The organism is Acidisoma sp. (genome assembly GCF_035492295.1).
Taxonomy (GTDB): Bacteria; Pseudomonadota; Alphaproteobacteria; order Acetobacterales; family Acetobacteraceae; genus Acidisoma.
This window is the reverse complement of the sequence record NZ_DATJJK010000058.1, coordinates 17489-39042: the sequence shown is the minus strand read 5'-3', so window position 1 is coordinate 39042 and position 21554 is coordinate 17489. Positions and strand designations below refer to the sequence as shown.

The following is a 21554-nucleotide window of genomic DNA, read 5'->3' as shown; positions in this document are numbered from 1 at the left end:
ATCGACGGGCCGCAATCCGTGGTCTTCCAAGAGGCCGAGAACCGTCTGCATGCCCAGAAGGGCGTGCTGGCCTGGGTCTTCGGCGCGGACGAAGCCGCCTGACGTGGCTGTGGCCCCGCGCCATGCGGCGGTCCCATGAGGTGCTCGTGACCATACGCCATGCGGTGGTCCCATGAGGCGCTCGTGACCATACGCCACGCGGTGGTCACCGGGGCGACCAGCGGCATTGGCCGCTGGATCGCGCGTGGGCTGGCCGAGGCCGGATTTTCCCTTAGCCTGATTGCGCGCAACAGCGGCCGCGCCAAGGCGGCGCGGGACTGGATCCTGGCGGCCGCTCCCCGCAGCGAAATCGACCTGTTCCTGGCCGATCTTTCCCTCCTCGCCGAAACCCGCGCCGCCGGCGCCGCGATCCAGCGCAGCCATCCGCGCATCGCCCTCCTCGTGAACAATGCCGGGCTGCTCACGCCGCGGCGGGACGTGACGCAAGAGGGGCATGAGAAGACGATCGCCACCAACCTGCTCTCGCCGCTCGCGCTGACCGAGGCGCTCCTGCCGGCGCTCACGGCCGCCGCCCCGGCGCGCGTCGTCATGGTCGGCTCCTCGAGTTCGGATCGCGCCGTGATCGACCCCGACAATCTCGACCTCACCCACGGCTGGCGCATGAGCCGCGCCTATGCGCGTTCGAAACTCGGCCTTCTGATCATGAGCCGGAACTGGGCCGCGCGGCTTGCCGGGCGCGGCGTCACGCTCAATACCGTCCATCCCGGCTTGGTTGCCACCCGCATCGTTCGCCATGGCGGCATCGACGGGCTGGCCTGGCGGATGATGGCACCTTTCAGCCTGACACCGCAGCAGGGCGCGCAAACGCCGCTCTTCGCCTGCCTCTCGCCCGAACTCCAAGGCCGGACGGGCCTCTACCTCAAGCGCCGCCGGGAGGCGACGCCCAACCCCCGGGTTTTCGATGCGGCTCTTGCCGAACGGCTCGAATCGGCTGTCCTCGCGCGCCTGGCCTCATCAGTTCCCGGTTCCGGATAGGCGGGCGAAGAAGCGCCGGAGCGTAACCTGCAGGCTCCAGCGCCGCGCATGGCGACCGAAGGTGCCATAGGCGCCGGACGGATTTTCGGACGGCGCGAAGACCGTGGGCATCGCCTCTGTCGTCTGCTGCGGCCCGCGCTGGCCATCCACCCCCAGCCGGCGAATCACCAGTCCGGTCCAGACCGGGGCGATGCGGCTGAGCAGCGCGAAGCAGCTGACCGTGCCGCTGATGATCATTTCTGGCCGTCCCAGCCGCGCTGCCAGAAAGATCGCGCGGGCGATGACGTCTGGCTGATAGACCGGTGGCACCGGCCGGGCCGGCCAGCCCATGTGGGAGATCGCATGAGCGAAAAAGGGCGTGTTGACCGCCGGCGGGAAGACGGTGCTGACCCGCACGCGGCTGCGTTCGAAGGCGAGTTCGACGCGCAGGGCCTGGCCGAAGGCGCGCACCGCCGCCTTGGCCCCGGAATAGGAGGTCATCAGCGGCAATCCGTGGAAGACCACGCCGGAACAGACATTGACGATGGTGCCGCTGTTCCGGGGGCGCATGCGCGACAGTGCCACGCGCGTTCCGTTGACGGTACCGAGGTAGGTCACCTCCGTAACCTGGCGGAACTCGCGCTCAGGCACGTCCACGAACCGGCCATAGACGCCGTTGCCGGCGGCATTGATCCAGACCGAGACGGGGCCGAGCGCTGCTTCGAGCGTCTCGGCCGCGGCCAGCAGCGCCGCACTGTCGGTGACATCCGCGACCGCAACGGCGACCGCTACGCCCAGCGATCGCACCTCGTCGGCGGCGGCCGCAAGGCCGGGGGTGCCGCGAGCAATCAGACCGACGCGCCAGCCCGCGCGGGCGAAAATGCCGGCGGTGCAGCGCCCGATGCCGGACGAGCCGCCGGTAATGATGACGACCGGAGACGGAAGGGGCTGAGGCATCGCCTACCCCGCGCTAACCCACCGCCCGGGCGCGACGAGTCAGCCCGGGCCGCCGCAGCGCACCAGCGGGCTCGGGAAGCCTGTGCAATCCGGCAGGCGGATCTCGTTCGGCCCTATGCGCACCACGCGCAACACATTGTTGGCGGGGCAGCCGAAGCCAAGATCGACGGGCACGCCGGCGATCACCTCCGGCTTCTCCTGCGGGGGCGCCAGCATGATGATCGTCCCGTCGGGCGTACCGCGCACGCTCACGATCAGATTCTGGATGGCGGCGGGATGGGTTAGCGTCCGGTGCACCACGACGTCCTGGCTCACGGCGAAACTCGTATTCGCCTGACATTCGGCCAGGTTCATATGCGCGGGCGCGGGCAGGATGCCCCCTGCCCAGGCGCCGAAAAGCCAGGCATGAGGCGGCGCTTCCGCCGCACGGAGACTGGGTTGCGGCAGCAGGCCGGCCAGCACAGCCCCAGCCAACAGAGTCGTCACGATCCGGCACGCGGACTTCACGGGCATGGTCTTCCTCTAGGGTCTGATCGGTTCATCTTGAATCGCGGGAGCGAGTCATCTGAGCCGCGAATCAGTCCCTTATCAATAGGTTAGAGTTCGAATCACGTGTCAGATCGAAGCAAAACCGCTTCTGTCCGACACGATCACACTCGAACGGTTCGCGTCAAAGTCATCCTTTTCGATCCATTGAAGGCCCGCCGCCGCCGTGGCAAGTCCCTCTGGTCACCAGAAGGGATACCGTGCGCGATGCTCAAGCGCTTCTATGATCGCATAATCGCGCTGGCCGGGCACCGCCATGCGGCCTGGTACCTGGCAGCGGTAGCCTTCGCCGAGGCCAGCTTTTTTCCTGTTCCTCCGGACCCGCTGCTCGTCGCAATGGGCCTCGCGCGGCCGCGCCGGGTCTGGGTCTATGCGCTGATCTGCACGATTGCGAGCGTGGCGGGCGGCGCTCTCGGCTATTTCATCGGCTGGGCGCTGTTCGATCGGCTGGCCCAGCCGATCATCCATTTCTATCACATGGAACATGCCTTTCAGGCCTTCCAGGCGAAATTCGCCAAATACGGGCTCTACGTCATCCTCATCAAAGGTCTGACGCCGATCCCTTACAAAATCGTGACCATCGCCGCCGGCGCCGCGAAATTCGACTTCTGGGCTTTCATGGCGGCAAGTCTCGTCACCCGCGGCGGCCGATTCTTCCTGGTCGCCGCCATCATGCGCATTTTTGGCGAAGCAGCGCGGGACTTCATCGAGAAACGGCTGATGCTGGTGACGAGTGTGCTTGCCGTGGGCATCGTCGGCGGCTTCATCATCCTGCTCTACGTCTGACCGCGCGGCGATGGAGGCGCTCGCCACCGCCGCGCCCGCCCTACTCGCAGCCCTTCTGTTCGGCGCGAGCACACCCTTCGCCAAGGCGCTGCTCGGGCAGACCGCGCCCCTGATGCTGGCGGCGCTGCTCTATCTCGGCTCCGGTCTCGGCCTGGCCGTGGTTCTTCTGCTGCGACGGGCGCGCGGCGCCGCCGCGCTGGAAGCGTCGCTGCGCCGGGCTGACCTGCCGCGCCTGGCGGCCGTGGTGCTGCTCGGCGGCGCCCTCGGCCCTGCCCTGCTCATGTTCGGTCTGGCCCGTGTGCCCGCCGCCACCGCCTCCCTGCTGCTCAACGCCGAGGGCATCGCGACCATGGCGATCGCCTGGATCGTCTTCCGGGAGAATGCCGACCGCCGCATCCTGCTCGGTGCCCTCGCCATCCTGGCCGGCGCGGCCATCCTGTCCTGGCAGCCGGGGGCGGCCGTGCCCCTCAGCCGCGGCGCCCTGCTCATCCTCGGGGCCTGCCTGGCCTGGGGGCTGGACAATAACCTCAGCCGCTCGCTGAGTGCCGCCGATCCCGTGCAGATTTCCATGATCAAGGGCCTGGCGGCGGGGGCGACCAACCTGCTGCTCGCGCTGACGCAGCACACGCCGCTGCCCGATGCACCGGTGGTCCTGAGCGCGGCGGCGATCGGCCTGCTCGGCTACGGCGCCAGCCTGGTACTGTTCATGCGCGGCCTGCGCGCCCTCGGCGCGGCCCGCACCGGCGCCTATTTTTCCCTCGCCCCCTTTATCGGCGCCACGATCGCGGTGCTTTTCTTTGGCGATCCCCTGAGCGGACGGCTTATCCTGGCCGGACTGCTGATGGGCTTCGGCCTCTATCTGCACCTTGCCGAGCGGCATGCGCATCAGCACACGCATGAGGAGATGGAGCATGAGCACGCACATGTGCATGATGCGCATCATCAGCATGAGCACGGGCCGGGGGACCCGGCGGGCGAACCCCATAGCCACGCCCACCGGCATCAGCCATTGACCCATGCCCATGCGCATTACCCGGATATTCACCACCGGCACCGGCACAGGCACGAGCCGACAGAAGGATGAAGCGATGAAAGGGTGCAGCGCGTGGCGCTTGGCTTCTTGAAGACACGCAAGACCCCCCGCGAGGACGGGGCCCGGCAGCCCCGCCCGCCGGAGACGGCGGAACCCGCCGTGGCGGCGCGGCCGGCGCTGCTTGTGCTCGCCCATCCCGCCATTCATCGCTCGCGCGCCAATGCCGCCTTGCTGGAAACGGCGCGCCGCCGGCCGGACGTCACGGTGCACGACCTCTACCGCAAATACCCGGATTTCCTGATCGATGTCGCCGCCGAGCAGAAGAAGCTGCTCGCCCATCAGCTGATCGTGCTGCAATACCCGCTCTATTGGTATTCCTGTCCAGCCCTGCTCAAGGAATGGTTCGACGCCGTGCTGCTGCACGGCTTCGCCTTCGGGCGCACCGGCACGCAACTGCACGGCAAGACGCTGATGGTGGCGGTGACCGCGGGCGGAGACCACCATGCCTATCGGCCCGAGGGGATCAACCGCTATAGCATAGCGGAGTTTCTCCGCCCGATGGAGGCGACGGCGCATCTCTGCGGCCTGACCTGGGCGCAGCCCTTCGTTCTACATGATGCGATCCGCATCAGCGAGGACGACCGCAAGCTGGCCGCCGACGCTTATGACGCGCATCTCGAGGACGCGATTGCGCAGGTGGGCCGATGAATACCAATACCGTTCTGCTTCAGGCCCTGGTCTATCTGGCGGCGAGCGTGGTTGCCGTGCCGATCGCCAAGCGCGCGGGGCTCGGCTCCGTGCTCGGCTATCTCATCGCCGGCGCCATCATCGGCCCCTACGCGCTGCATCTGGTCGGCGACCAGGCCGATGTCATGGGCTTTGCCGAATTCGGCGTGGTCATCCTGCTCTTCCTCATCGGTCTCGAAGTGCGCCCGGCGCTGCTCTGGACCATGCGGGCGGCGATCTTCGGCCTCGGTCTGGCCCAGCTTCTGGGCATCGGCGCCTGCCTGGCGCTCGCCGCCCTGCTGCTGGGCCTGCCCTGGCAGGAGGCGGTGGCGGTTGGCGCCATCCTCGCGATGTCCTCCACCGCCATCGTGCTGCAGACGCTGGAGGAAAAGGGCCTGCGCCGCGGCGCCGTGGGCACGGCGGCCTTCGGCGTGCTGCTGTTTCAGGATCTCTCCGTGATCCCGCTTCTCGTCCTGCTGCCGTTGCTGGCGGCCATGCCGGGAGAGGCACCGGGAAGCGAAAGCGGGTTGCACGGCTGGGTGCATGCGGTGGCGGTGCTGGCCGCCGTCGCCCTCATCATCACCTTCGGCCGCTATCTGACGGCGCCGATCTTCCGCTTCATCGCCGCCGCCCGTCTGCGCGAGCTGTTCACCGCGACCGCACTGCTGCTGGTCTTCGCGGTGACCGCGCTGATGCAGGCGGTGGGCGTCTCCCCCGCCCTCGGCGCCTTCCTGGCCGGGGTGATGCTGGCCGAGAACGAATTCCGCCGCGAGCTGGAGGCGGATATCGAACCCTTCCGCGGCCTGCTGCTCGGGCTCTTCTTCATCACCGTCGGCGCCAGCCTTGATTTCGGCCTTGTCGCCGCGCATCCGGTGATCGTCCTCGGCCTCAGCATCGGACTGATGGCGATCAAGGCCGTGGCCATGACAGGGCTCGGCCGCCTGTTCCACCTCACCCTGCCCGATGCCCGCATGGTCGGCGTCTCGCTCAGCCAGGGCGGTGAATTCGCCTTCGTGCTGACGAGCTTCGTGGTCGGCGCCCATGTTCTGCCGCATCAGCTCGGCGCCCTGCTCAACGCCGTCGTTGCCGTCTCCATGGTGCTGACGCCGCTCGTCTTCCTGGCCCATGAGCGGCTGGCAACCGCCCCTTCGCGCGGCGACGGGCCGAAGCCCGAGGCGCCGAGCTTCGAGGCCGACCCGGATGTGATCGTCGCAGGCTATGGCCGCGTCGGCCAGATCGTCGGGCGCCTGGTCCGCGCCAATGGCTTCAAGACCTCGATCCTCGATATCAGCACAAGCCAGATCGAGCTGCTGCGCCGCTTCGGCCAGCGCGTGCAATATGGCGACGCCTCCCGCATCGATCTGCTGCAGGCGGCCGGCGCCGACAAGGCGAAGCTGCTCATCGTCGCCATCGACGACCGCGAGAAGGCGCTGGAAATGGTGGAGGCCGCGCGCCAGGCCTTCCCCAACCTCACCATCCTGGCCCGCGCCTGGGACCGCCGCGCGGCCTACGACCTGCTCAACCATGGTGCCGATGTGGTGGAGCGCGAGACCTTCGAGGGCGCGGTGTCCCTCGGCCGCACGGCGCTCGAAAAGCTTGGGCTGCATCCGCATCAGGCGCATCGGGCGGCGGCAATTTTCCGCCGCTACGACCGCAAGCTGTTCCACAAGCTGCGGCCGCTCTGGGGCGATGAGGAGGGCTTCGTCCTCGCCTCTCGCCAGAGCGCGCAGACCTTGGAGAAGCTGATGATGGAGGAGCGCCAGGGGCAGGATCTGTCGGACATCGACCTCGGCTGGGATACCACCTCGCTTGCCAAGGAAATGGAAACCGAGGAGCGCGAATAGGCGCTCCTCTGCCCGTCAGGCCTTGTCGGGCTCCACGGCGAGCGGCGCGGGCGGCATGTCCTCGTCCTCGGCGATCCAGGCATGGAGCAGCGTGTAGCTGACTGCGAGCACGGCGGGGCCGATGAAGAGGCCGATGAGGCCGAAGGCCCCGAGCCCACCGAGCACACCGACCAGAACCAGCACCATCGGCAGGTTCGCCTCTTTCCGGATCAGCAAGGGCCGCATCAGATTGTCGATGACGATGGCGACGATGGTAACGACGAGCAGCACCGCGCCCATCAGATACTGGCCGGAGACGAACATCCAGATATCGGCCGGGATCAGCACGATGCCGGGCCCGACCTGGGCGACGCAGAAAATGAACATCACCGCCGTCAGCACGGGTGCCAGCGGCACGCCGGCGATGACCAGGCCGATGCCGCCGACGATCGCATCCACGAGCGAGGTGAGCATGACGCCGAGGGCGACCGCCCGGATCGCCCGGCCGGCGAGGACCACCATCTGCCGCCCGCGCTCCCCGCCCAGGCGGCGGCCGAAGGCCCGCGCGACAGAGGCCCCCGCCTCGCCATGCGTGCTCATGATGGCGACGATCACGGTCGTCAGGATGAACTGCACGAGCAGCCGGCCGAAACTGCCGATGGAGCCCAGAAACCACTGCGCCGCCGAGCCGATATAGGGCGTGGCCGAAGGCAGCACCTTGCCGATGCCACTGCCCTGGAACTTCCCCCAGGCTTCCTGAAGCTTGGTGCCGATGAGGGGCACGTTCTCCACCCAGGGCGGGGGCGGCGGCAGCCGGAAGGCGACCGCGGCATGGGCCAGGCCGATCAGACTGTCGATATGGTTCAGGATGGTTGTGACGGCCAGCCAGAAGGGCACGACGAAAAGCACGACGACGATGAGCGTCATCACCGCGACCGCCAGGCCACGGCTGCCACCCATCAGCCGCTGCAGGCGGAGCAGCAGCGGCCAGACGGCGACGACGATGGTGGTGGCCCAGATCGTCGCCGGTAGAAAGGGTTTCAGCACCCAGAGGGAGCAGAACGCGAGGGCGCTGATGAAGAAGAGCATCATCATCAGCCGCGTCGGATCCGGCCGCGCGGCCTGGGGTCGCGCGACGCTGGGCCGCAGGACCTCGGGTCGCGTGCCGTCCTGAAGAACAGGCTGAGACCCCGCCCCGGGAGGGGGCGGAGTTGTCATGTCAGGCAGATCCGGCATGCCCGCGTTCCAGTGGTCAGGCCGTCACCTGAGCCTTCTCGTCGCTCAGCGCATGCGGCAGGTAGGTCACGAAATCCTTCGGCACCACCTGCCAGACATGGCCCAGCGTCTGCTCCCAGTTGTGCAGAAGCATGGCGGCGTAGCGGCTGCTCGTCTCATGCACATGGCGTTCGACGAGGCCCCGCAGGCGGCTCTCCCAATAGGCCGAAGAGACGCGCTGCCAGGTCAGCGTATCGGCGTTGATCCGGCTCTCGAGCTCGTCTTCCGGATCGTAGAGGAAGGCCATGCCGCCGGTGAAGCCGGCGCCGAAATTATCCCCGAAGCTGCCGAGGATCACGACCGTGCCACCGGTCATGTATTCGCAGCCGTTGGAGCCGCAGCCCTCGATCACCGCGGTCGCGCCCGAATTGCGGACCGCGAAGCGCTCGCCCGCCTGCCCCGCCGCGAAGAGCTGGCCGGCGGTCGCGCCATAAAGGCAGGTATTGCCGATGATGGTATTGGCGTTGCTGCGCATCTTGGAGGACGGTGCCGTGCGCACGACGATAGTGCCGCCCGACAGACCCTTGCCGACATAGTCATTCGCATCGCCGATGACTTCGAGCTTGAGGCCCTGTACCGCAAAGGCACCGAGCGACTGGCCCGCCGAACCCCGCAGGCGGACGCTGACATGGCCCGCCGGCAGCACCGTCTCGCCGAACTTGCGCACGATCGCACCCGAGAACTTCGTGCCGATGGCACGATGCGTGTTCCGGATGTTGTACTGGAGCTGCATCTTCTCGCGCCGTTCGAAGAAGGGCACGGCATCCGCAATCATCTGCGCGTCCAGCGTTTCCGGCACCTCGTTGCGGCCTTCCAGCGTGCAGTAGCGCGGATAGGGGCCCGGATCGGCCTGGGCGAGGATGGGGTTGAGATCGAGATCGTCGAGCAGCGTGCTGCCACGGCTGATCTGGTGCAGCAGATCAGTGCGGCCGATCACCTCCGTCAGGCTGCGGAAGCCGAGCGATGCCAGGATTTCGCGCACTTCCTCGGCGATGAAGGAGAAGAGGTTGATGACCTTCTCCGGCGTGCCCTCGAACTTGGCACGCAACGTCTCGTCCTGCGTGCAGACACCGACCGGGCAGGTATTGCTGTGACACTGCCGGACCATGATGCAGCCCATCGCGACGAGGCTCGCCGTCCCGATGCCGAATTCCTCGGCACCCAGCATGGCCGCGATTACGACATCGCGCCCGGTCTTGAGCCCGCCATCGGTGCGCAGTTTCACGCGGTGGCGGAGGCGGTTGAGCATCAGGACCTGATGCGCCTCCGACAGCCCCATCTCCCACGGCAGGCCGGCATATTTGATCGAGGTCAGCGGCGAGGCGCCGGTGCCGCCCGAATGGCCGGAAATGAGGATCGCATCCGCCTTTGCCTTGGCAACGCCGGCCGCGATGGTGCCGATGCCGGAACGCGAGACGAGCTTCACGCAGACCGTCGCGATCGGATTGATCTGCTTGAGATCGTAGATGAGCTGAGCCAGATCCTCGATCGAGTAGATGTCGTGATGCGGCGGCGGGCTGATCAGCATCACGCCCGGCGTCGAATGACGCAGCTTCGCGATCAGGCCGGAAACCTTGAAGCCCGGCAGCTGGCCGCCCTCCCCCGGCTTCGCACCCTGCGCGACCTTGATTTCGATCTCGCGGCAGTTGTTCAGGTAATCCGCAGTCACGCCGAAGCGGCCGGACGCAATCTGCTTGATCGCCGAGGAGGCATTGTCACCATTGGCGCGGGGCTTGAAGCGCTCGGGGTCTTCGCCGCCCTCGCCGCTATCGGACCGCGCGCCGATGCGGTTCATGGCGATGGACAGCGTCTCATGCGCCTCAGGCCCGAGCGCCCCGAGCGAAATGCCCGGCGCGATCAGCCGCTTGCGGATTTCGGTGATGCTCTCGACATCCTCGACCGGCACCGGCGAAAGACCCTCGGTGCGGAAATCGAGCAGATCGCGCAGCGCCACGGGTGGCAGCCGGCGACAGGCGGCGGAATACTTGCGATAGGTGGTGTAGCTGTCGGTCGCGACCGCGGTCTGCAGGACATGGATCAGGCTGCCGTCGAAGGCATGGGTCTCGCCGCCGCGACGCAGCTTGTAGTTGCCGCCCACGGGCAGCGACAGCACGCCCTCGGCCCAGGCCTGGCGGTGAAGCTCCAGCACCTTTCGGGCGATTCCGGAAAGCCCGATGCCCGAGATGCGAGATTGCATGCCGGGGAAGAACTCGCCCACCAGCGCGCGGGAGAGGCCGATCGCCTCGAAATTATAGCCCCCGCGATAGGAGGAGAGGACGCCGATGCCCATCTTCGCCATCGTCTTGAGCAGGCCCTTGTCGAGCGCCTTCTTGTAGCGGCCGACGGCGGCCTTCACCGCCATGTCGCCGAAGAGGCCGCGACGTTGGCGGTCGGCAATCGATTCCTGGGCAAGATAGGGGTTCACGGTCGTCGCGCCCACGCCGACGAGCACGGCGACATAATGCACGTCGAGGCATTCCGCCGTGCGGACATTCACGCTCGTGAAAGTACGGAGCGAGTTGCGCACGAGATGCGTATGCACAGCACCCGTCGCCAGGATCATCGGGATCGGCACACGGCCAGGACCCATTGCCTCATCACTGACGATCAGGTGGGCAGCACCGGCACGCACGGCCTCTTCGGCTTCCTGACGGATACGGTCGAGGCCGCGCCGCAGCCCCGCCTCGCCCGCTTCCACCGGGAAGGTCGCGTCAATCGCGACCACGGAACCACCCAATTTCTCGCGCATGGCAATGAACTCGCCGGTCGAGAGAATCGGGCTGTCGAGCTGCAGGATGTCGAACTGATGCTCGCCCTCCTCCAGCACGTTGCCGAGATTGCCGAGCCGCGTCTTGATCGACATCACCCGCGTCTCGCGCAGGCTGTCGATCGGCGGGTTCGTGACCTGGCTGAAGTTCTGGCGGAAATAGTGGTGCAGGCCGCGATAACGGTCGGACAGCACGGCAATGGGTGTGTCGTCACCCATGCTGCCGGTCGCCTCGCTCGCGTCCTCGACCATCGGCTGCAGGATCGTCTCCATCTCCTCGAGCGTCATGCCGGTGGCGAACTGGCGGCGGCGCAACTCCTCGGTGCCGAACTCCACCGGCTCGACCGTGTCGGTCTTGACCAGATCGTCGATGCGGACGATGCGCTGCGCCCATTCCCCGTAAGGGTGGCGGGCGGCGAGCTGATCCATGATCGTCGCATTCTCGTAGAAGCGCGGCTCCTCAAGATCGACCGCGATCATCTGCCCGGGGCCGACGCGGCCCTTCTCGACGATCATCGCCTCGTCGAACTTCACCATGCCGGTCTCGGAGCCCACCACCAGCATGTTGTGGCTCGTCACAGTGTAGCGCAGCGGGCGTAGGCCGTTGCGGTCCAGCCCCGCCACCACCCAGCGGCCATCGGTCGCGGTTACCGCGGCCGGCCCGTCCCAGGGTTCCATCACGGCATTGCAGTATTCGATCATGTTGCGATGGGTTTCGGGCATGAAGGAGGTCGCCCCGATCGAGGGCGGAATCATCATTGCCTTGACCATCGGCGCATCGCGGCCGGAACGGATCAGGAGCTCGAAGACATTGTCCATCGAGGCCGTGTCCGAGCCCTGGGCCTGAACCACGGGCTTGATGTCTTCCATATAGGCATCAAGCAGCTCGGAGGAGAGCCGGGTCTCGTGGCTCTTCATCCAGTTGATGTTGCCGTTGATCGTGTTGATCTCGCCATTATGCGCGAGCGAGCGGAAGGGCTGCGCGAGCTTCCAGGTCGGGAAGGTATTGGTCGAGTAGCGCTGATGGTAGATCGCGAAGCGCGAGACGAAGCGCGGATCGAGCAGATCCGGATAGAATTCCGTCAGGCTCTCGGCCAGGAACATGCCCTTGTAGACGATGGAGCGGCAGGAGAGCGAACAGAAGTAGAGATCGGAGATCTGCGCCGCGATGGTCTGCTTTTCGATGCGCCGGCGGATCACATAAAGATCGCGCTCGAATTCCTCCTCGGGCACGCCGCGCGCGTTCCACAGCATGATCTGCTCGATCTCGGGGCGGGTCGCATTCGCCTTCTCGCCGATGCAGGAGACGTTGATGGGCACCTGCCGCCAGCCATAGATTTCGTAGCCGAGAGCAAGAATCTCCGTCTCCACGATCTCGCGGCAGCGCTCCTGCGCTCCGAGATCGGTCTTCGGCATGAAAACCTGACCGACCGCGATGGGGCCGGGGCGCAGCACGGCACCGCTCCGCTCCACGGCGGCGGCAAAGAAGTCCTGCGGGATTTCGATATGGATGCCGGCGCCATCACCGGTCTTGCCGTCGGCGTCGACCGCGCCGCGATGCCATACCGCCTTCAGCGCATCGATGCCGGCCTGGACCACGTCGCGGCGTCGCTTCCCGTCCAGCGCCGCGATCATGCCGACGCCGCACGCATCATGCTCCTGGGAGAAATCGTAGGATTCGGCGAGTACCTCGCTATTGCGCGCCCAACCTTCGATGAATTCGGCGCCAGTTTCCAGCGCCTCGCCCAGCAGGCCTTCCGTCTCGATCCGGTCAGTCATGGCGTTCTCCTCATCGTGCAGCCTCGGCGGCTGCCGGCCGCCCCTTGGCAGGGGCGCTTCAATCTCAATCGATCTTCAGGCCCTGGGCGGCGAGCTTGCCCGCATCCGCCCTCAGCACCTCTTCGCCCGCCTGGCCGATCCAGGCATGGCCCGCCTCCACCATCTGATGGGTGAGCATGGGCTGCAGGCTTTGCAGCTTCTGCCCCACCGGGGTCTGGTAGAAGACGAGAATCTCCTTCATCTCATCGGCCGTGAAGGCTTGGCCGTAGAGCGCGGCAACGGCCGCGATGAATTTCGGTTCCTCGGCCCGGAGATCGGGCATCAGAACCTGATCGACCACCGGCTCGACCTTTTCCGGTGGCTGTTTGTTGTTGTTGGCGATCGACTGCACGAGCACGAGCTTGAGCCCCTGCAGGGCCGCATCCGCGACCTGCTGAATGCCGATCGCCTGGACGAGTTGGGTCGCAAGCTGCATCTGCTCGGTCGAAAGCGACGGCGAAACATCATCGGCGCGCGCGCCCGGGGCGATGAGCCCGAGGCTCGCCGCACCCGCCAAGGCCAAACGGAGCGCTGCCTTCCTCATTCCGCGGCAACGGCGACGGTCGCCGGCTGCTGAATATAATCATGCACCTGGGCGGCAGCATCCTGCCCGTCCTTGATCGCCCAGACGACGAGGCTCGCCCCGCGCACGATGTCCCCCGCCGCGAAAACGCCGGGGATCGAGGTCATGAAGCTGCGGTGGTTGATGCGCAGCGTACCCCAACGGCTGACCTCCAGCCCCTTTTCCCCGAACATCTTCGGCATGTCCTCGGGATCGAAGCCCAGCGCCTTGATGACGAGATCGGCCCCGAGGTTGAAGTGGCTGCCCGGCACCGGCTCGACCGACTGGCGGCCGGAGGTGTCGGGCAGGCCCAGATGCATGCGCACGGCGCGCACCCCGGTCACCTGCGCGTCACCCAGGAAGGCCTCGGGCGCCGAGAGCCAGACGAATTCCACGCCCTCCTCCTCGGCATTCTTCACTTCGCGCAGCGAGCCCGGCATGTTGGCGCGGTCGCGGCGGTAAAGGCACTGAACAGAGGTCGCCCCCTGCCGAACGGCGGTGCGGACGCAGTCCATCGCGGTGTCGCCGCCGCCGATGACGACAACGCGCTTGCCCTCGGCATTGAGGATGCCGCTGTCGAACTCCGGCACGCTTTCCCCCAGGCCGCGCTTGTTGGAGGCGGTGAGGTAATCGAGCGCGGGCACGATGCCGGCAAGCCCCGCACCCGGACCGCCGATATCGCGCGCCTTGTAGACGCCGGTCGCGATGATGACGGCAGCATGTTTCTGGCGCAGCTCGGCGAAGGACAGAGTGTCGTTCTCACCATTGCCGATGGCGCAGTTGAGGTGGAAATGGATGCCGCATTCCTCGAGATAGGCCCAGCGGCGGAGGACGACCTCCTTCTCCAGCTTGAAGCCGGGAATGCCGTAAATCATCAGCCCGCCCGGCCGGTCGTAGCGGTCATAGACATGGACCTGATAGCCCTGGCGGCGCAGCCGCTCGGCAGCGGCCAGTCCACCCGGGCCGGCGCCCACGATGGCGACGGTTTCCGGCCGTTCGGCGACCGGCTTCACGGGCTTCACCCAGCCGTTCTCGAAAGCGGTATCCGTAATATAGCGCTCGACGGCACCGATGGTGACGCTCTCGAATCCCTTCTCGATGACGCAATTGCCTTCGCAGAGACGGTCCTGCGGGCAGATGCGGCCGCAGATTTCGGGAAAGCTGTTCGTCGCCGACGAAACCTCATAGGCTTCGTGAAGGCGGCCCTCGGTCGTGAGGCGCAGCCAGTCCGGGATATTGTTGCCCAGCGGGCAATGGACTGAACAGAAAGGCACGCCGCATTGGCTGCAGCGGCTGGCCTGTTCAGACGCGCGGGCGGGGTCGAAACGACTGTAGATCTCGTCGAAGTCCTGAAGGCGCATGTCGACGGCACGCTTCTGGGGGATCTTCTGCGGCGTGTGCACGAACTTCAGCATGCGCTCGGCCATGGACGGTCCTCCTGCGGAGAAAGGGCGCGCACGCGAGGGCGGGCGCGGAACGAATGATCCTCTAACCTGATTTTCCGCTCATGCGAAGGAGAATCCGGGGGATAAACAGCAATACTGACCTATTTTCAGCGCATGCCAGCCATTCAGACGCCCAATTGCAAGGCCATTCGCGAAAATAAGGTCCGAATCGGACCTTTTGGCGAAAAGCAAACTCCGTCCGCCTCGCAGTGGAAGAAAACGCCGCATCAGCCCATGGGATCGCAATCAGAGAGACAACCGGCAGCAGGCCCGGTCGGCGGCTGGCTTTATATGAAGTAAAACTTTGCAGTTAAACTTCATTCTTGTATCCGATGCGCTCTCGCAAAACCGCGGCAGAGCAAGCACCTGCCAGTTCGGAGTGCCGCGAATGCCCTGGTCCTCTCTCCTGCCCTGTTTTGTTGGCGGCGCCTTGCTGGCGAACGCCCTGCCCCATCTGGTCAGCGGCCTGCTGGGCCGGCCGTTTCAGACACCCTTCGCCAAGCCGCCCGGCGCCGGCCTCTCCTCCGCGACCGTCAACGTGCTCTGGGGTATTTTCAACCTCGCGATGAGCTATCTGTTCACGCTGCGCGTGGCGGCCCTGGACCCGCGCAATATGAGCGAAGCCGCGGCGATGCTTGCCGGCATGCTGGCGATGGGATTGTTCTGTGCGCGGCATTTCGGCCGCTTCCACGGCGGCAATCTCGCGCAGCAAAGGTGACCGGTCAGCCCCACTCTCAGCCAGGCAGAGGTTGTCTGCCGACTGAGAGGGAAGCGTCCGCGCCTCGCTCTCTCAGTCTGACGAACGCTAGCGCGCGAGGGCGCCCTCGATCAGTGCAATCGTCTCGGGAATGCCGTAGAGCGCCACGAAACCGCCGAAGCGCGGCCCTTCGCTCTGGCCCAGCAGGACCTGATAGAGACAGCCGAACCAGTCCTTCAGGGCGGCAAAGGGGTGCCGCTTGCCGACCTCATAGACCGTCGTCTGGATATCCTCGGCGGAGGTGCCGGCGGCGAGGTCGCGCAACGCCGCCGCAAGGTCCGCGAGGGCTGCGCGCTCGACCTCGGAGGGATCCCGGAACTCCTTCTTCGGGCGCACGAAGTCCTGATAATAGGCGACGGCGTACCCGACGAGCTGGGCCAAAAACGGCGAGGTCTCAGGCGTCAGATCCGGCGAGTAGCGGCGAATGAAGCCCCAGAGAATCTCCGGGTTTTCAGCATTCGCGACACTCGCCAGGTTCAGCAGCATGCCGAAGCTGATGGGGCTTCCGGCATCGTTCGGCACCGGGCCGCCATGGATGAACCAGGCCGGGTTGCTTTCATCCACCATTTCCTCGCGCTGGGCCTTGGCGACATGGGCGAGATACTCGTCCACCGCGCGGGGGATGACATCGAAGAAAAGCCGCTTGGCGCGCTGCGGCTGGTTGAACATGAAGAGCGAGAGGCTCTCCTGCGGGGCGTATTTCAGCCACTCCTCGATCGAGAGGCCATTGCCCTTGGACTTCGAGATCTTCTGGCCGCGATCGTCCAGGAACAGCTCGTAGTTGAAGCCGGCCGGGGGTTCCGCGCCGAGGATGCGGCAGATGGCCCCCGAGAGCTTGATGCCCTCGATATGATCCTTGCCGGCCATCTCGTAATCGACCCCGAGCGCCGCCCAGCGCATCGCCCAATCGGCCTTCCACTGCATCTTGGCGCCGCCGCCCGTGACCGGCGTTTCGTACCAGGTGCCGTCCTCGGGGTCGCGCCAGGCGACGGTGCCGGCCTCCGCGTCCACCTTCTCGATCAGGACCTGCATGACAATGCCGGTCTTGGGATGAACGGGCAGGATGGGCGAATAGGTCGCCCGCCGCTCCGGCCCGAGCGTCGGCAGCACGACCTGCACGATATCGTCGTGCCGGCGGAGCGCCTGACGCAGCGCCGCGTCGAACTGGCCCGAACGATAGGCCTCGGTCGCCGAGATGAATTCGTAGTCGAAGCCGAAACCATCGAGGAAGGCGCGGAGCCGCGCATTGTTGTGGTGGCCGAAGCTCTCATGCGTGCCGAAGGGATCGGGCACGTCTGTCAGCGGCTTGCCGAGGAATTCGCGCAGCATGTCCCGGTTCGGCACATTGTCCGGCACCTTGCGCATTCCATCCATATCGTCCGAAAAGGCGATCAGGCGGGACGGCAGGCCCGTCAGCGCGGTAAAGGCCTGGCGCACCCAGGTCGTGCGGGCGACTTCGCCGAAGGTGCCGATATGCGGCAGGCCGGAGGGGCCATAGCCGGTTTCGAACAAGGCCACGCCCTTGCCCGATTTCTCCAGACGGGCGACGACTTTGGCCGCTTCCTCGAAGGGCCAGATTTTCGGGGCGGGCGCAGTGCGGGTGAATTGGTTCATGGCTTGTTTCACTAAGAAGGGCGCGTAATCCGGTCAATGAAGGTTGCGGTATGAGTGTGTCCCGGCCTGGTCCGGCCCTGTCCCTGCCGGAATGGCCGGCGCTTGCTGCCGGCGCCGCACGCGCGGTGCTGCTGACGGCGGATGGCGAGATGCTCGACCTCGCGGCCAAGGATGTCGCGAACGCCTTGCGCGATCTCGGGCCACCGCTGCTGGTGCATGGCCCGGCTTGCTGGCGCCGCCTCGGCCTGCCGCCGCAGCCGGCTTATGATCTGCTGGAACTCTTCGCTTTCGTGCGTCCGGCCGAGGCCGTCGTGCCGACACCGCGGGGATTGGCGACGGCGCTGGGGCTCGCTTCCCCCGGATCCTCGCTCGCCGCGGCGGCGGAAATCTTGCCCGCCATTGCCATCGCCCTTCTCAGTGAATTGCAGACGGAGGCGCTGACGGCCACGAACCGGGATGCGCCGGCGCTCGCGCTGCGCATGGGCCGTGCCGGCTGGGGCTGGGGGCCGCTGGTTGCCGAGGCGCTGGCCTCCGGCGGCGCGCCGCCACCCCCCGCGAAAGACGGCAATGCCTTCCGGGTCTGGCGCCGGCTGCCCGAATGGGAGGAAGGGGCGCCCCCGCCGCCGCCCTCCACCCTGCCCGTCTCTTCCGTCGAGGCCCGGCAACGCCTCGCCCGGTTGCGCGGCGAAGGCGCCGAGCAGCGCCAGGGCCAGGCGGATTACGCCTCCGCCGCCGCCGCCGCCTTCTCACCCCGTCTGACGGAGGGTGCGCCCCATCTCGTGCTCGCCGAGGCCGGCACCGGCACCGGCAAGACGCTCGGCTATGTCGCCCCCGCCAGCCTCTGGGCCGAGCGCAACAACGCCCCGGTCTGGATTTCGACCTTTACCCGGCATCTGCAGCGCCAGGTGGAAAGCGAGCTGGAGCGGCTGTTTCCCGACCCCGCCGAGCGCCATCGCCGTGTCGTGCTGCGCAAGGGACGGGAGAACTACCTCTGCCTGCTCAACATGGAGGATGCGGTCACGGCCGCGCTCTCGGGCATGAGCGCAAGCCTGACCATTCCGCTCGGCCTCATCGCGCGCTGGGCGGCGGTGACGAGCGACGGGGATATCCTGGGCGGCGATCTGCCGGGCTGGTTCATCGAGATTTTCGGCGCCCCGCTACTGGGCTCCCTCGCCGACCGGCGCGGCGAATGTCTTTATGCCGCCTGCAGCCACTGGAAGCGCTGCTTCGTGGAGCATGGCATCCGCCGCGCGCGGGAGGCCGATCTGGTCGTCGCCAACCACGCCCTGGTGCTGACCCAGGCCGCCTGGGGCGGCTTGGACGACAATTACGTGCCGACGCGCTACGTCTTCGACGAGGGCCACCACATCTTCGACGCAGCCGACGCCGCCTTCTCGGCGGAACTTTCGGGCCGGGAGACGGCAGAACTGCGCCGCTGGCTGCTGGGTGCGGAGGGCATGCGTTCCCGCGGCAAGGGTCTTTCCACCCGCATCGGCGATCTGGTGGCGAACCAGCCGGATCTGGTCGCACCCCTCGATGCCGCGCTGATGGCGGCGCGCGCCCTGCCTGCCCCCAGCTGGGGCAGCCGCATCGCGAACGCACCGCCTCAGCCTGAGGATGAGGCGCCCGAAGCCGAGGGGCGGGCGGTCGAGCCGCAACAGGCCAATCCGGCCGAAGCCTTCTTCAACGCCTTGCGCATCCAGATCCTCGCCCGGATCGAGGGCCGCGGATCGGAGGATGAGGCCCGTGCCGGCTTTTCCGCCGAATGCGATTTGCATCCGGTGGCCGACGAGGTGCGCGAAGCGGCCGAAGGACTGAAACGGGCGCTCGGCCGCCTCGCCGAGCCGCTGACAACGCTGCGCCAGCGTCTTCTCGCCCGTCTCGACGACGAGGCGGAGGAACTCGATGCGGGCACCCGCGCGCGCATCGAGGGCATGGGCCGGACGCTCACCCGGCGCGGCATCGAGCCGCTGAAGGCCTGGGCCGCCATGCTCGCCGATCTCATCGAACCGCAGCCTGAGGCCGGGAAATACCTCGGCCACGTGCAGTTCCTGCGCCTCGACCGCAATGGCAGCACAGTGCGGGACGTGGCGCTGCTGCGCCACTGGTTGGACCCGACGATCCCGTTCTCGACCATCGTCGCCGCCCCCGCCCACGGCCTCGTCATCACCTCGGCAACGCTGCGCGACGGCGGGGTGGAGGACCCCGAACAGGCCTGGGAAGAGGCGGAGGCGCGGGTCGGCGCCAATCACCTGCCGCTGCCCGCCATCCGGGCGAGCCTGCAAAGCCCCTTCGATTATGCCGAGCGGACGCGCGCCTTCGTCCTCACCGATGTCGATACCGGGGACCCAGCCTCGCTCGCCGCCGCCTATCGCACGCTGTTTCTCTCCTCCGGCGGCGGCGCGCTCGGGCTGTTCACCGCCATCGGCCGGCTGCGCTCCGTCCATCGCCGCATCGCCCCCGCTCTGGAGGCGGCAGGCCTGCCGCTTTACGCGCAGCATATCGACGCCATGAACAATGCGACGCTGGTGGATATCTTCCGCTCCGAGGAACACTCCTGCCTGCTCGGCACCGATGCGATGCGGGACGGGGTGGACGTGCCGGGCAGCGCCCTGCGCCTGGTTGTTTTCGAGCGCGTGCCATGGCCGCGGCCAGACATTCTGCACCGCGAGCGGCGCATCCATCTCTCGGGCGGCGCGCCCAAGGAGTTCGACGACCGCATCGCTCGCCTCCGGCTGCGCCAGGCTTTTGGCCGGCTCATCCGCCGCGCGGACGACCGCGGCGTCTTCGTGCTGCTGGACCGGCGAACGCCGACCCGGCTGCTCTCGGCCTTCCCACCCGGCGTCGCGGTGGAGCGCATCGGCCTCGCGGACGCCGCCCAGGCGACGCGGCAGTTCCTCAACCCTGAGCCGGTGCCGCATGCCGACTGACACCGCCCTCGCCCCGGCGCTCCCGCGTGTCCCCCGTGCCCGCCTGATTGTCGCCGCCATGCTGATCTCGACCTTCATGGCGGCGGTCGAAGTGACGGTGATCAGCACCGCCATGCCGACCATCGTCGCAACACTCGGCGGCTTCCGCCTCTTCTCCTGGGCTTTCGGCATCTATCTGCTGGCCCAGGCGGTGATGACGCCGCTCTACGGCCGGCTTGCCGATACTTTTGGCCGGAAGTCGGTCTATCTCGGTGGCACCGCCCTGTTCCTGGCCGGGTCGCTGTTGTGCGGCCTCGCCTGGAGCATGCCGGCGCTGATCCTGTTCCGCGCCATCCAGGGCATCGGCGGCGGCAGTCTGGCGCCGCTCGCCACCACGATCCTTGGGGACATCAGCGCACCTGAAGATCGGCCCAAGCTGATCGGCTATGTCTCCGGCATCTGGGGAATCGCCGCCGTGGTCGGCCCCCTGCTCGGCGCTTTCTTCGTTCACACTCTGGGCTGGGAATTCTGCTTCTGGGTGAATCTCCCGGTCGGCCTCGTCACCATGACCATGGTCTGGCGCTTCCTGCAGGAGGACCCGCGGCTGCGCGCTTTTGCGCCGATCGACCTTGCGGGCTGCCTGCTCCTCATCGCGGGCCTCGGCACCATGATGGCGGCGCTGGTGGGCTTCGACCGGCTTTCGACCTCCGGGCTGATCGGCTGGCTGGCGCTCGCTGCCCTGCTCCTTGGCGGCTTCGCTTGGCGGGAACGCCGGGTGCCCCATCCGCTGCTGCCGCTGCATTTGGTGCTGCGCCCGCTGCTGTTGGTGGCGAATGGTTCGGCGCTCCTCGCGGGGGCACTGCTGATCGCCGTCACCGCCTTCCTGCCGCCGCTGGTGCAGGGTGTGCTGGGCGGCAGCGCGCTCGCCTCCGGCATTCTGCTCGGCGTGCTGACGGTCGCCTGGACGGCGGCGAGCATGACCATCGGCCGCGCCGTGGGCCGGGGCCAGGACCGGATGCTGGCCGCCGCTTCGGCCTTCCTGATCCTGCTCGGCATGGCGGCCCTGGTGCCGATCGCCGCTGCGCGCAGCCTGCCCGGTCTTGACCTCATCGCGATTCCGATCGGTGCCGGGATGGGACTTCTCAGCATCGTCTTCACTGTCGCAGCACAATCGGGCGTCGCCGCGCGGGAGCGCGGGCGCTCGACCGCGCTCTTCTATTTCAGCCGGCTGATGGGCCAGGCGCTGGGGGCGGCAGCCTTTGGCGGCGTGCTCAATGCCGGGCTCGGCGACACGCACGGGCATGACCTCATGCGCGAATTGGTGGACCCCGTGCTGCGTGCCGGCTTGGCGGCCCCCGATCTCGCGACTGCCTCAGCCCGGCTGGGAGGGGCCCTGCACGGCGTTTTTCTGGTCGCGGCCGTTATCGCCGCGGTCACGCTGATCGTGGTGTTGCTGACGCCCCGCGTCGGAACCGCGCGGCGCTGAGCCCCCTGTCCGTCCACCGAGAGGCGGGGTAGGGTC

Annotated in this window: 15 protein-coding genes and 1 pseudogene; 9 read left to right on the top strand and 7 right to left on the bottom strand. The window is 67.2% G+C overall.

Annotation, left to right across the window (positions count from 1 at the left end; all coding sequences use genetic code 11):
* Together VL752_RS22230 and VL752_RS04395 are read left to right on the top strand one after the other, a co-directional pair.
* Positions 1 to 102, top strand: a pseudogene (locus tag VL752_RS22230) (hypothetical protein); the annotation flags it as partial.
* Between the two features lie 81 nt (positions 103 to 183).
* Positions 184 to 1035 carry an SDR family NAD(P)-dependent oxidoreductase gene (locus VL752_RS04395; protein ID WP_325352553.1) on the top strand — a complete coding sequence of 284 codons (852 nt, stop codon included), beginning with the start codon at positions 184 to 186 and terminating at the stop codon, positions 1033 to 1035.
* Here VL752_RS04395 and VL752_RS04390 read toward each other — a convergent pair.
* Together VL752_RS04390 and VL752_RS04385 are read right to left on the bottom strand one after the other, a co-directional pair.
* Positions 1015 to 1971, bottom strand: a complete 957-nt coding sequence (locus VL752_RS04390; RefSeq protein WP_325352551.1) for an SDR family oxidoreductase — start codon at positions 1969 to 1971, stop codon at positions 1015 to 1017. The genes VL752_RS04395 and VL752_RS04390 overlap by 21 nt on opposite strands.
* 39 nt (positions 1972 to 2010) lie before the next feature.
* Positions 2011 to 2484, bottom strand: coding sequence for a hypothetical protein (locus tag VL752_RS04385; protein WP_325352549.1), 474 nt, complete (start codon positions 2482 to 2484; stop codon positions 2011 to 2013).
* 240 nt (positions 2485 to 2724) lie between these two features.
* Here VL752_RS04385 and VL752_RS04380 point away from each other — a divergent pair, with 240 nt between their 5' ends.
* From VL752_RS04380 to VL752_RS04365, 4 genes are read left to right on the top strand one after another with little or no spacing between them, the layout of a single operon-like run.
* Complete coding sequence (locus tag VL752_RS04380; RefSeq protein ID WP_325352547.1) at positions 2725 to 3303, top strand: YqaA family protein; 579 nt, start codon at positions 2725 to 2727, stop codon at positions 3301 to 3303.
* 10 nt (positions 3304 to 3313) lie between these two features.
* Positions 3314 to 4387 (top strand): DMT family transporter, encoded by a 1074-nt coding sequence (locus VL752_RS04375; RefSeq protein ID WP_325352544.1) that lies wholly within the window; start codon positions 3314 to 3316, stop codon positions 4385 to 4387.
* Positions 4388 to 4423: 36 nt separating this feature from the next.
* Complete coding sequence (locus tag VL752_RS04370) at positions 4424 to 5044, top strand: NAD(P)H-dependent oxidoreductase (protein ID WP_325352542.1); 621 nt, start codon at positions 4424 to 4426, stop codon at positions 5042 to 5044.
* Complete coding sequence (locus tag VL752_RS04365; RefSeq protein WP_325352540.1) at positions 5041 to 6906, top strand: monovalent cation:proton antiporter-2 (CPA2) family protein; 1866 nt, start codon at positions 5041 to 5043, stop codon at positions 6904 to 6906. Before VL752_RS04370 ends, VL752_RS04365 begins: the two co-directional genes overlap by 4 nt.
* Positions 6907 to 6921: 15 nt before the next feature.
* On the opposite strand, the gene ydiK is transcribed toward VL752_RS04365, so the two are convergent.
* From ydiK to VL752_RS04345, 4 genes are all read right to left on the bottom strand, one after another.
* Positions 6922 to 8103, bottom strand: coding sequence for an AI-2E family transporter YdiK (gene ydiK / locus VL752_RS04360; RefSeq protein ID WP_325352538.1), 1182 nt, complete (start codon positions 8101 to 8103; stop codon positions 6922 to 6924).
* 34 nt (positions 8104 to 8137) lie between these two features.
* Complete coding sequence (gltB, locus tag VL752_RS04355; RefSeq protein WP_325352536.1) at positions 8138 to 12706, bottom strand: glutamate synthase large subunit; 4569 nt, start codon at positions 12704 to 12706, stop codon at positions 8138 to 8140.
* A 64-nt stretch (positions 12707 to 12770) separates the two neighbouring features.
* Positions 12771 to 13289 (bottom strand): DUF2059 domain-containing protein, encoded by a 519-nt coding sequence (locus VL752_RS04350; protein WP_325352534.1) that lies wholly within the window; start codon positions 13287 to 13289, stop codon positions 12771 to 12773.
* Positions 13286 to 14734, bottom strand: coding sequence for an NAD(P)-dependent oxidoreductase (locus VL752_RS04345; protein ID WP_325352532.1), 1449 nt, complete (start codon positions 14732 to 14734; stop codon positions 13286 to 13288). The genes VL752_RS04350 and VL752_RS04345 overlap by 4 nt, the downstream gene beginning before the upstream one ends.
* A gap of 406 nt (positions 14735 to 15140) precedes the next feature.
* Here VL752_RS04345 and VL752_RS04340 point away from each other — a divergent pair, with 406 nt between their 5' ends.
* Positions 15141 to 15470 (top strand): hypothetical protein, encoded by a 330-nt coding sequence (locus VL752_RS04340; protein ID WP_325352530.1) that lies wholly within the window; start codon positions 15141 to 15143, stop codon positions 15468 to 15470.
* Between the two features lie 87 nt (positions 15471 to 15557).
* Here VL752_RS04340 and VL752_RS04335 read toward each other — a convergent pair whose 3' ends face one another.
* The gene (locus VL752_RS04335; RefSeq protein ID WP_325352528.1) at positions 15558 to 17123 is read right to left on the bottom strand and encodes a lysine--tRNA ligase; all 1566 of its coding nucleotides are present in this window, start codon (positions 17121 to 17123) and stop codon (positions 15558 to 15560) included.
* Positions 17124 to 17173: 50 nt separating this feature from the next.
* Between VL752_RS04335 and VL752_RS04330 the strand changes: the two genes are divergently transcribed.
* A complete protein-coding gene (locus VL752_RS04330) occupies positions 17174 to 20053 on the top strand; it encodes an ATP-dependent DNA helicase (protein WP_325352525.1) in 2880 nt (959 codons plus the stop codon).
* A complete protein-coding gene (locus VL752_RS04325; protein WP_325352523.1) occupies positions 20043 to 21518 on the top strand; it encodes an MFS transporter in 1476 nt (491 codons plus the stop codon). Before VL752_RS04330 ends, VL752_RS04325 begins: the two co-directional genes overlap by 11 nt.
* The last annotated feature ends 36 nt before the right edge of the window (positions 21519 to 21554 follow it).

Excerpts from the sequence above, each read along its gene's own strand:
- VL752_RS04390 (WP_325352551.1), bottom strand. The coding sequence starts at position 1,971 with ATGCCTCAGCCCCTTCCGTCTCCGGTCGTCATCATTACCGGCGGCTCG.
- VL752_RS04385 (WP_325352549.1), bottom strand. The coding sequence starts at position 2,484 with ATGCCCGTGAAGTCCGCGTGCCGGATCGTGACGACTCTGTTGGCTGGG.
- VL752_RS04380 (WP_325352547.1), top strand. The coding sequence starts at position 2,725 with ATGCTCAAGCGCTTCTATGATCGCATAATCGCGCTGGCCGGGCACCGC.
- VL752_RS04375 (WP_325352544.1), top strand. The coding sequence starts at position 3,314 with ATGGAGGCGCTCGCCACCGCCGCGCCCGCCCTACTCGCAGCCCTTCTG.
- VL752_RS04365 (WP_325352540.1), top strand. The coding sequence starts at position 5,041 with ATGAATACCAATACCGTTCTGCTTCAGGCCCTGGTCTATCTGGCGGCG.
- ydiK (WP_325352538.1), bottom strand. The coding sequence starts at position 8,103 with ATGACAACTCCGCCCCCTCCCGGGGCGGGGTCTCAGCCTGTTCTTCAG.
- gltB (WP_325352536.1), bottom strand. The coding sequence starts at position 12,706 with ATGACTGACCGGATCGAGACGGAAGGCCTGCTGGGCGAGGCGCTGGAA.
- VL752_RS04350 (WP_325352534.1), bottom strand. The coding sequence starts at position 13,289 with ATGAGGAAGGCAGCGCTCCGTTTGGCCTTGGCGGGTGCGGCGAGCCTC.
- VL752_RS04345 (WP_325352532.1), bottom strand. The coding sequence starts at position 14,734 with ATGGCCGAGCGCATGCTGAAGTTCGTGCACACGCCGCAGAAGATCCCC.
- VL752_RS04340 (WP_325352530.1), top strand. The coding sequence starts at position 15,141 with ATGCCCTGGTCCTCTCTCCTGCCCTGTTTTGTTGGCGGCGCCTTGCTG.
- VL752_RS04335 (WP_325352528.1), bottom strand. The coding sequence starts at position 17,123 with ATGAACCAATTCACCCGCACTGCGCCCGCCCCGAAAATCTGGCCCTTC.
- VL752_RS04330 (WP_325352525.1), top strand. The coding sequence starts at position 17,174 with ATGAGTGTGTCCCGGCCTGGTCCGGCCCTGTCCCTGCCGGAATGGCCG.
- VL752_RS04325 (WP_325352523.1), top strand. The coding sequence starts at position 20,043 with ATGCCGACTGACACCGCCCTCGCCCCGGCGCTCCCGCGTGTCCCCCGT.